The sequence below is a fragment of the Bacteroidetes Order II. bacterium genome, assembly GCA_016788705.1.
GTDB lineage: Bacteria > Bacteroidota > Rhodothermia > Rhodothermales > UBA2364 > UBA2364.
Genome location: JAEUSQ010000044.1, coordinates 67,474 through 76,976, shown reverse-complemented (window position 1 = coordinate 76,976; position 9,503 = coordinate 67,474). Strand labels below are relative to the sequence as shown.

Annotated in this window: 7 protein-coding genes; 2 read left to right on the top strand and 5 right to left on the bottom strand. The window is 49.9% G+C overall.

Features of this window, described 5'->3' with window-relative positions:
• Window positions 1-462: 462 nt before the first annotated feature.
• Both JNN12_11935 and JNN12_11930 read left to right on the top strand, forming a co-directional pair.
• Window positions 463-876 (top strand): CRISPR-associated protein, encoded by a 414-nt coding sequence (locus JNN12_11935; GenBank protein ID MBL7979041.1) that lies wholly within the window; start codon window positions 463-465, stop codon window positions 874-876.
• Between the two features lie 94 nt (window positions 877-970).
• The gene (locus JNN12_11930) at window positions 971-1,222 is read left to right on the top strand and encodes a hypothetical protein (GenBank protein MBL7979040.1); all 252 of its coding nucleotides are present in this window, start codon (window positions 971-973) and stop codon (window positions 1,220-1,222) included.
• Between the two features lie 438 nt (window positions 1,223-1,660).
• Here JNN12_11930 and JNN12_11925 read toward each other — a convergent pair whose 3' ends face one another.
• Genes JNN12_11925 through JNN12_11905 form a run of 5 tightly spaced genes read right to left on the bottom strand, consistent with a single transcriptional unit; the run spans window position 1,661 to window position 9,496 of the window.
• The gene (locus JNN12_11925; protein ID MBL7979039.1) at window positions 1,661-3,235 is read right to left on the bottom strand and encodes a hypothetical protein; all 1,575 of its coding nucleotides are present in this window, start codon (window positions 3,233-3,235) and stop codon (window positions 1,661-1,663) included.
• 29 nt (window positions 3,236-3,264) lie between these two features.
• Window positions 3,265-6,126, bottom strand: coding sequence for a serine hydrolase (locus tag JNN12_11920; GenBank protein ID MBL7979038.1), 2,862 nt, complete (start codon window positions 6,124-6,126; stop codon window positions 3,265-3,267).
• Between the two features lie 16 nt (window positions 6,127-6,142).
• A complete protein-coding gene (locus JNN12_11915) occupies window positions 6,143-7,933 on the bottom strand; it encodes a serine/threonine-protein phosphatase (GenBank protein ID MBL7979037.1) in 1,791 nt (596 codons plus the stop codon).
• Between the two features lie 38 nt (window positions 7,934-7,971).
• A complete protein-coding gene (locus tag JNN12_11910) occupies window positions 7,972-8,736 on the bottom strand; it encodes an FHA domain-containing protein (GenBank protein ID MBL7979036.1) in 765 nt (254 codons plus the stop codon).
• 28 nt (window positions 8,737-8,764) lie between these two features.
• Window positions 8,765-9,496 (bottom strand): serine/threonine-protein phosphatase, encoded by a 732-nt coding sequence (locus tag JNN12_11905; protein MBL7979035.1) that lies wholly within the window; start codon window positions 9,494-9,496, stop codon window positions 8,765-8,767.
• Between the last annotated feature and the right edge of the window lie 7 nt (window positions 9,497-9,503).

Here is a 9,503-nt window from a genome sequence, read left to right as displayed (position 1 = left end):
GAAATCTTCAATTACATAGCGTGCTACTACAACCCGAAAAGGAGGCATTCGGCACTGGGCTATCTTTGCCCCGACAACTTTGAGGAACGCTACTTTTCTAACTTAACGCTGTGTCCGTGAAAATGGGACCATGTCAACCTTGTGGAGTCGGTCTTCCAAATAGGTCTGGGATTGATCGCCATGCATACTCGAAATTTTAAGGACTTTTTGAAGTATGTTAATAAAATAACTCCTCTTCAAAATAACTTCATAAAACTAAATGTATAGTGGTATGTTTTTACACCTATAAAATACTGATTAGCTCCGCCAAGTTAAGTTCGGAAATTCATGCACTGGCAAAAGAACGAAATGTTAAGATTATAGAATTGACAAGTTACCGAAAAAGCAAAAAAATCAGTATAAAAGATCAACAATTTTTAGTCTCTGAAATCACCCAATTACTCACACCAAACCCCGCCACACATGCTCCTTAACCTCTCCAATCATCCTTATGGCACGTGGCAGGCGGCTCAGCGGGCGGAGGCCGAACGGCGGTATGGCACGGTGACGGACTTTCCTTTTCCGGCGGTGGATCCGATGTTGAGCGGGGACGCGGTGGCGGCCTTGGCCGAATCGGTGGTAGAGAAGGTATTACAATCGCCACCGAATGCCATCCATGTGATGGGGAAAATGACCCTCACCTTTGTTTTGGTGGCACGGTTTCAGGCGGCGGGGCTGACTTGTTTGGCCTCTACCTCGGAACGTCTGGTGGTGGAGTCGGAGGACGGAAAAAAAAACCGTGACTTTTCAATTTGCCCAATTTCGGGAATATCCATCACTATCTATATTGACCTAATTCTAATAAGAACAACATTTTATCGTCTTTCCAACTGTTGAATTCGACGTTTGGCGTGTGTATGTATTGGCCTCCGTATCTTGGTGCAACGGTAAAAGAAAACCGATTTTTTTCAATGTAAATACGGAGGTCAAAATGGCAGATCCAAGTTTTGTTTTGAGTGCTGGCCGTGTGGTCGTAGCGACGTTTGGTGCGTCGGCGGCTGCGACGGGTACAGCGACGGTGTTGCTGGGGATTGGGGGGATGCTGTTGCTGGGCTTTGTGGGGTATGGAATTATGAACGTCTTGATGGCGGATGATGCGGTTGTAGCGAATGTAAAAACGGCGACCCTTTCGGATTTGATGAACGAGGTCATTGATCAAACAGACAAGCAACGTAAAGCGTAGCGGTTGTTGGATGGTACGTAGACCCTTTTTAGGGGAATGCGGTTGTTAAAGAAACGGGCGGCGGTTCCGCTCCCCTATTTGGAAGGCATTATGAAGCAGAAAAATACCTCATGGCGGCAATATGGGCCGCGAATCAGGGCGTTATCTCATCGGATAGCGCCTTTTTCGTTTTGGGGCGGCGAAGAAAACCAAGACAAGGCTCCGAACAACAGGGCCTTTCTATGATGATGGCTGGGTGTTCTCTCTTTTCCTGACATAAACCATTTTTTTAGGGCAAAGCCAAACGTATTTTACCCAAATGCCTTTCCCCTTCGTTAGGGAATTAAGACGTCCTTTCGGCCACGCGCAATGACGATGGGATGTTTTTTATAACTGACCTGATATTAAAGAGAGAGATACGTATAGTACTGTCGTGCTACGTTTCGGCCCTATCCTCCATTACCCAGAGGCGAGTACTTTTGCCAAAGCGCGTTGAGAAGGAGCCATATCACTAAACGCACACAGATGCACCGCCGCCTCGGGAACCATTGCAAAAAGTTGTGGGCTACCCAACGAAGCCAGAACCACAGGTTGTTGCCGCACAATGGCCTCCACAAATGCCTGATGGTGGGGTTTAAGTCCAAAACGATGCCAAGCCGCAGGCTTAACAATAGGCACTATCACCACCTGTTGGTATTTTGCAGCCACCTCCAGCAGCGCATCCAACTCGGCGGGATGCGTCAATTCCGAGACCTCCTCGTATCGGGCACGCGGAAACTGGGCACGGATGGCATCGGCAAGCGGCTGCTCGGTCGGATCCAGCGGCGTCGAGAAGGGCTTCATCAATACTACCAGCGTAGGAGCTTCGGGACGGGGTAACGGAAAGAAGGCAGGATCGGGCTTGAGCACCTGAACAGCACGCACCGCCATTTCATCGGCGCGATCTTGTGCTTGTGTACTCCCGATTTCTACATCGGGGAAATAAGTGGCCGGATTCACGTAAAAATCAGCACCGAATTTCTCTATAAAATGCGTTTTTAAGCGCCAGACCCGTTCAAGGGCTCCATCAATTCGGGCCTCGGTCAGTCGTCCCTCGGCAACTGCTTGCTCTACACCGGGAACAATTTCTGCTACATCGCGCACATCCAGCAAAATATCTACCCCAGCATTCAAGAGCATGATTGCCATCTCGGCTTCGTTTTGGTCTTCTGGGCCAATACCCCCCATCAACAAGCTATCGGTAATCACCGCCCCCGTAAAACCCATTTCGTGCCGGAGGAGGTTCACCAGAATCGGAAAAGAAGCGGTGGCCGGGGTTTTCGCATCATCCAACGCGGGAAAAGCCACATGGGCCGTCATCACCAGTTCGGCGCCGGCATCAAAAGCTTTTTGGAAAGGCGGTAAGTCATAACGTGCCAATTCCTCGCGGCTTGCCGAAACCTGTGCCAGTTCTTCGTGCGAGTCTTGGTCGGTATTGCCATGTCCCGGAAAATGTTTGGGGCATGTCAGCAGACCTTCGGCACGCGAACCCCGGATAAATGCCTCTACCAATCGCCCTGCCTCTTCTGGTGTGGTACTAAAAGCACGTGTAGCAATAATGGGGTTTTTAGGATTCCGGCTCACATCGGCCACAGGCGCAAACGCAATATGAACCCCCATAGCCAGCGCCTCGCGAGCGCCCATACGCCCAAACTCTGTGGCCAACGCCACCGCCTCATCGGCTGTACCCATCGCTTGAAAAGCCATGACATGTGGAAAAACCGTAGCCGGACGCATTTGCTGGCCCACCCCACGCTCCATATCCGTCCCCACCAATAACGGAAATTTTGCTGCCTGCTGCAATTGTTTTAGGGTTTCGGAAGCCGCCGGATATTGCCCGTTAAACAAGCAAAGGCCCCCGATGGCCCACTCCTGAATCAGGGCCAAGATTCGTGCTTCATCTTCGTTTACCCGCTTGGCTGGCGGCATATTTGACCCGATCCGAACAAAGAGTAATTGCGCAATTTTATCCCGAAGGCGTGTTGGGAAGTTCATGGTTGTGTCGTTTTTAAATCCCTCAAAAATCACCATGTCCGGTTGGCAGGCTTGGTGGTGTTTACTTTGCCATTTTTAATAATCTCCCAAACCATATCCGCATATTTTGGTCGAACCTCACGGATTTTTTGGTTTTCGCGGGTAGGATACACCCGATTGGTCAGCAGAATGGCAAACAGTTTGGCATCCGGATCTATCCATATACTGGTTCCAGTAAATCCGGTATGGCCATAGCTTCGAGGCCCCCACTTTGTACCCGCTGTGGTATAACCCGAACGCGGCTTCGTATCCCAACCCAATGCACGGGTACTAAATCCGGGTTGTTGTACTTTGGTAAACAAGCGAATGGTTTCGGGCTTCAGGTATTGTTGTCCGCCATAAGATCCTTCATTTAGCATCATATGGGCAAAGATGGCCAAGTCGTTGGCGGTAGAGAACAAGCCAGCATGGCCAGACGTACCTCCCAGCACCCAAGCACATTCATCATGTACCTCGCCCTGCATCAATTTTTTGCGGAAATACGTATCTTTTTCGGTTGGCACCACCGCCAGATCATCCCCGGCGCCATTCGTCGGGCGAAATCCGGTCCGGTTCATGCCCAAAGGTATCCAGAAGTGTTGTTTCAGATACGCATCTAACGATTTCCCAGAAATACGTTCAACGATCAACCCCATTAAGATCATGTCTAAATCGCTGTACTCCATTTTGGTGCCGGGCGTAAAATACAATTTATCGGCAAAAATATGTTGCAAGACCCCCTCCCGCGAATGAATGCCCATGTTGTAGAACGCATAAAAGGCTTTTAGGCCACCGGTATGGGTCATGAGGTGGCGGATCGTGAGTTGGTCTTTTCCATTTGGTGCAAATTCTGGAATAAACTTCACCACCTTGTCGTCTAAGTGCAGTTTTCCCTCTTCATACAATTTCATGACGGCAGTGGTTAGTCCCACCACCTTGGTCAAGGACGCCAGATCGAAGGGCATATCCGGCGAAACAGCCACATCCGAGTCATAGGTTTGGTAGCCATAGGCTTTCGCCCGAACGAGTGCTTGATCCGTTCCAAATGCCGTTGCTGCCGCAGGAAAGGCTTTATTCCGAATCGCCCCCTCTAACAATGCATCAAGGGCGGCAAAACGCGCTGGATCGAATTGATGCGTTTGATTCATGGGATACAGAGGCGAAACAGTTAATCCGCTCCACAAGGGATACAACCCTGGCACCGTAACAGGCAATTTGCCTTGAACGGCTTTTCGTCCGGCCAAAGCCTCGGCTGCATTTTGAACCGAAGCGGGATCCGAACCATAGGCCACCGCAAAAACCGAAGGCTGTGCTTGCAGACCATGGGTAAGATAGGGTGAACCAAACGAAATCAGGATTACGGTTTTGCCAAGGGCGATTAATTTTTCTAAAAAAGCTTTGTGTTTCATAACCGTTTGTTGTTCTTGCGGGTTGCCATGAAAACCAATATAGGCCGGAACAAGGAAGACATCGGCATTCGATGCTTGGCTCAAAACTGTTTCATAATCAAGGGAATTGCTCCTGCGGTCCAATAAAAAGGTTTGTATTGCCCGAAGGCCCACCGATTGTAAGGCCCGTTGGAACCCTTCCCCTACTTTCGGGTCGTCATCGTCGTTTAGGTGAACCAGCGACATCTTGCGGGCTAAACGTGGTTGCAGTGGAAAAGATTGCCCTTCGTTGCGTAAAAGCGTAAAAGCTGCTTCAGCGATGGTTCCTGCCAAGGCTTTATGCGTTCCCAACGAAACGTGCTGATGAATTTCGGAGAGGGCAATGGTTTTCCTTTCGTGCAACTTTAAGGAAGCCTTTAGGCGTAGCAATGTTAGTACGGAGCGATTAATCCGTCCTTCGCTAAGACGGCCTGTAGCCACTGCTTGTAAAATGGCACGGTGCGCCGCAAATGGATCTGGAGACATCAGGATTTGGTCGGCGCCAGCTTCCAATGCCCGAACGGCTGCCTCCCCTATTCCAAATTGTGCGGTAACACCTTTCATGCCCATCGCGTCTGTGACCACAAGACCCGTGAACCCCCATTGATTCCGTAAGATGTCTGTTGTGATGGCTTTCGACAAGGTGGCCGGGAGGTGCTCCTCTTTTTCGAGTGCTGGAATCGCCAAATGGCCTACCATTACAGATTTTACCCCGTTTTTTACCGCATCTCGGAATGGTACAAATTCGGTGGATTCGAGGCGGGCAAGATCAAACGGCAGAAGGGGTAACCCATGATGGGAATCAGTGGCTGTATCTCCATGCCCCGGAAAATGCTTCACCGTGGCAATTAACCCATTTTCCTGCATCCCATCAATATAGGCACGAACCATTTTTGATACGGCTTCCGGAGATTCACCATATGAACGGACATTAATGATCGGGTTGTCTGGATTATTGTTGACATCGGCCACAGGTGCAAAATTCTGATGTACGCCCAATGCCCGTGCTTCTTTTGCCACCAACTGGCCCATCTGATAAGCCAAGATTGGATCTTGTGTAGCCCCCAAAGCCATTGCAGTGGGGAACGCTGTGGTTCGTTTGGTGCGCATGGCCACGCCATTTTCCATGTCCATCGAAATCAACAATGGCACTTTGGCCATTTCCTGCATCCAGTTTGTCAGTTCGGCTTGTGCGAGTGGCTCCGCCAAAGTAAGTATGACCCCGCCCACTTTCAGGTCTTGGATGAGGGCTTTGAGTTGGGTCCGTTCGATACTGTCTTCACCATTAAATTCCCCAAATGTAATGACGGCTAACAATTGTGCCACACGATCTTCCAGCGAAAGGCTTGTCAGGGTTTGTTCTGCCCAGTCCTTGGGAGGCTGCGTTGCCGAAAGGGTTAGCAAAACGGGCAAAACAACCAGCCAGTACCTAATTTTTTGATTCATCACGTGCTCAGGATTGTTAATTGATCGCCCACTCACCAGTCTGCAAGCGCACGTTAAATAGTTTCGTTTCCGGTTTTTCGAAGGTTATCGAAACCTGATCTGGGCGTAGAAAGGCCACCGAAGGCAAGCGTACACCATCCGCCCGACCATATTGGTATCCGATAACATACGACTCGGACAACGTGAGGTCGTGCGCCATAAGCAGCATAAATCCCAGTTTAACATCACTAAATGCCAAACCTTCAAGATGCCATTTGTCATTTTTACTCAGGTCTTTGCGAATAAATCTTCGGTCGTCGCGGATGGTATTTTTCATTTCATTAAACCGCCCAACCAAGGTTTCGTTTAAGCGAATCTTTTGGGTCCACAATTTACCGTCTTGCACCAACGAGTCTGGAGAGGCTTTTTGCACCATATGTGCAAATAAAATCTGTGCATCGGTGGTGGTTTTCACATACCGCATCCAATTGGTTTGTTTGGGCATAAAGTCTCGGTCTGCTAACATCAACTTCCCTGCTTCAGGCACATCGGCCAAGATACTTTGGTCTGTGAGAGCTGGATCAATAAAAAAGTATCCCATAGATTCTAATTCTCCTACTTTCCCAGCAATGCCAATCAAGCCCAGTTTATTGGCTTCGGCAAAAACCACTACCAAGCTATCTTTGTGGCGGTTTTGAAACACCAACTGATCTAGGCCCGTTTTTGCAGAACGAACAATACCTACCACTTCGGGTTGCCCAGGAATGGTCAAGGATGGGCCTCCCAACTGAATGTACACCTTTTCTGGATCATTTTTCCATTCAACAGTGCCTTCCGTCAATGTCCCTGCCTGCAAAAAGTGGCCACGCACATCGGTCAGCGAGGCACCAGGGCGCTTGCCTGCATATACGTACTCGTCGGGCGTTCCAGCCAGCCACCACCACAATGAACCAGCCATTAGCAGCAAGCCCAATATGCCTAACATCCAGAATCCATAAGGATTTTTCTTTGGTGTATGGGGCATTGGCGGTGGCATGATGCCGGGTTTCGTTGCCGCCTGAGGCCGTTTATCCCCCACTTTCAACAACGCCACCGTCACATTGTCTTGGTGTGGGTGGTTACGGTCCAACGTAAGTTGTACCAAATGTTCCGCAGCATCGTTTGGATGCAGGTCTAAAACATCTGCAATTTCATGTTCATTCAATGTACCATGCAAACCATCGGAACAAAGCAAAACCACATCTCCTTCTTCTAAGGGAAAAGCATGGACATTCCGGTCAATTTCCACCAAATTAGCCATTCCGATAAAACTGGTAAGTGCATTTTTTTCCGGATTTAAAGCCGCTTGGTCTATGGTCAGGATGCCCGCTTTCACCTGCTGATTCAGCACCCTTGAATACACATGTTCAATATTGAGCGGGGCCAATTCCTGACGGCGGTACAGGAAAATCCGGCTATCGCCAACCGATATCCAATACAAATGCAAGTCTTTGACCACCGCCGCCACCAACGTTGTACCCGCCAAATGGGCCAATCCGGCGGCATTGGCCATTTGATAAACCGCCTCATTTGCTGCATGGGTTGCGCGGAGTAAAAGATCGGCAGGCGATTCACCCGGCTGTGGCTGGGCAAAAGTGTGTAGAACCACTTGCTTGGCCAAATTACTGGCTTCCTGCCCCATCGCCATCCCACCCATCCCATCGGCTACAACCACCAATGCGCCAAAATTTTTGACCAATTCCACGTCTCCCAGATCCGAGAACCCAAAGGCGTCTTGCTGTTGTTCGCGCTGGCCAATATGTTGCGCATTTTGCGGAAATACTTGCATATTTTTCATATATTTTCCTGCCCTTCAGTGCTAATATTTTATCCTAAACGCACTTCTGTCTCGAAGATACTGACGCCCCCGGCCAGTTGGACTTCCATGCCTTGTATGCGTGAAACGGGCAAACGCAACATGCCTTTTACGGTTTCCCAATGATCCCCCCCCCCCATAAAACGGACCATAGTGCCGTTCAGTGATTCGCAATCCTCCAGTACCAATATGGGGTTTCCCTGCTCCGTTTCTATCTGGAACCGACAATGACGACCAGAAATTTGTGCATCGTGCAAGATCAAATGGGCAAATGCAGGATCCCGTCCAATCATCACACCGCCTTCGGGAATCTCCAACGATTGGTGTAAGTATTCACCTTTGATACACCGCAGCCACACCCCACCGACACGATTGGGGAACGGCGTCTGGGGCACATTATCTGACGGTGCTTCCAGCAGGGCTTGTACAATCGGGGTGCCCGCTTTGGGGATGACAACGGTAGGATCAATGCGTGCGAGCCAAATGCCATCGGCGGGTAATTCGGGCGGGTCTGCTTGCTTGGGGATGACGGGTAATTCGGGCGGGCGTCTGGGTATGGATGCCTTCTCCGGATGTACGACGGCAGGCAATTCGTCTCCTCCGGCAACGGCTTTTTCTGGGATGACAGCGGGCGTAGGCGCCGATGGCATTGCCTTTCCTGCATCGGCTTGGGGTAATTCTCCGGTCTTTAAAAATGAACGAATACCACGAACCGCAAATCCAACCACGGCTCCGCCTAAAACCATGACGCTTAAGGTGATCAGTTCTAATTCCATACGGTCCTCTTACAGTTCATAGGCTATGTTATGCCACCATCACCGCCATAGCGGTATAATTATCATTCTCGCCTTTCACCCGCGAAAGGATGCGTTCTTCCATTAATTTAAGCCATTGTTCTGGTTGATTGCTTTTGGCCAGATCAGCCTGCATTTCTATTTCGTGTACATACTCCCAAAAACCATCGGTACACAATAAAAACGCATCTCCGGTGCGCACCTCGAACCGTTCTGGACGAATGGTTGGTCTAAGGTCATTCATATTGCCCAACGAGCGCAGGATACGGTTGCGGTCTTCGTGCGAGCGGATGTCTGAAGGCAAGATGGAACCAGCATCCACCAATGCTTGCGGTACACTATGATCGAGGGTGTACTCCAGAAGCCCCCTATCCCGAAAGCAGTATAAGCGAGAATCCCCAATATGGGCCCATTGAACCTTTTGTGCATCCCCCACCATCATAACGAGGGTGGTACGCATCCTTTTCAGGCTGTCATAGGCATCTTGTTTTTCGAGTACGGCATGTTGTGCAGCCAGAATACAGCCCGTGATGGTCTCGGTTGAAGGATAAGGTTTTTGTACAAAAGCCTCCAAAATTTTAGTAACAGCCGTTTCTGCCGCCACTTCCCCCCCACCGTGACCGCCCAGGCCATCGGCCACTACCCAACAAGAACCATTCGGAGGAGCGGTCGCATGTTGTGCAAAATCTTGGTTCACTCTTCGCCCACCAGCATGGGAAATCAAAGCGGTATGGTATTGCATGTATATA

Bases quoted from the DNA above. Each gene is read 5' to 3' on its own strand.
- JNN12_11935 (MBL7979041.1), top strand. From the start codon at position 463: ATGCTCCTTAACCTCTCCAATCATCCTTATGGCACGTGGCAGGCGGCT.
- JNN12_11930 (MBL7979040.1), top strand. From the start codon at position 971: ATGGCAGATCCAAGTTTTGTTTTGAGTGCTGGCCGTGTGGTCGTAGCG.
- JNN12_11925 (MBL7979039.1), bottom strand. From the start codon at position 3,235: ATGAACTTCCCAACACGCCTTCGGGATAAAATTGCGCAATTACTCTTT.
- JNN12_11920 (MBL7979038.1), bottom strand. From the start codon at position 6,126: ATGAATCAAAAAATTAGGTACTGGCTGGTTGTTTTGCCCGTTTTGCTA.
- JNN12_11915 (MBL7979037.1), bottom strand. From the start codon at position 7,933: ATGCAAGTATTTCCGCAAAATGCGCAACATATTGGCCAGCGCGAACAA.
- JNN12_11910 (MBL7979036.1), bottom strand. From the start codon at position 8,736: ATGGAATTAGAACTGATCACCTTAAGCGTCATGGTTTTAGGCGGAGCC.
- JNN12_11905 (MBL7979035.1), bottom strand. From the start codon at position 9,496: ATGCAATACCATACCGCTTTGATTTCCCATGCTGGTGGGCGAAGAGTG.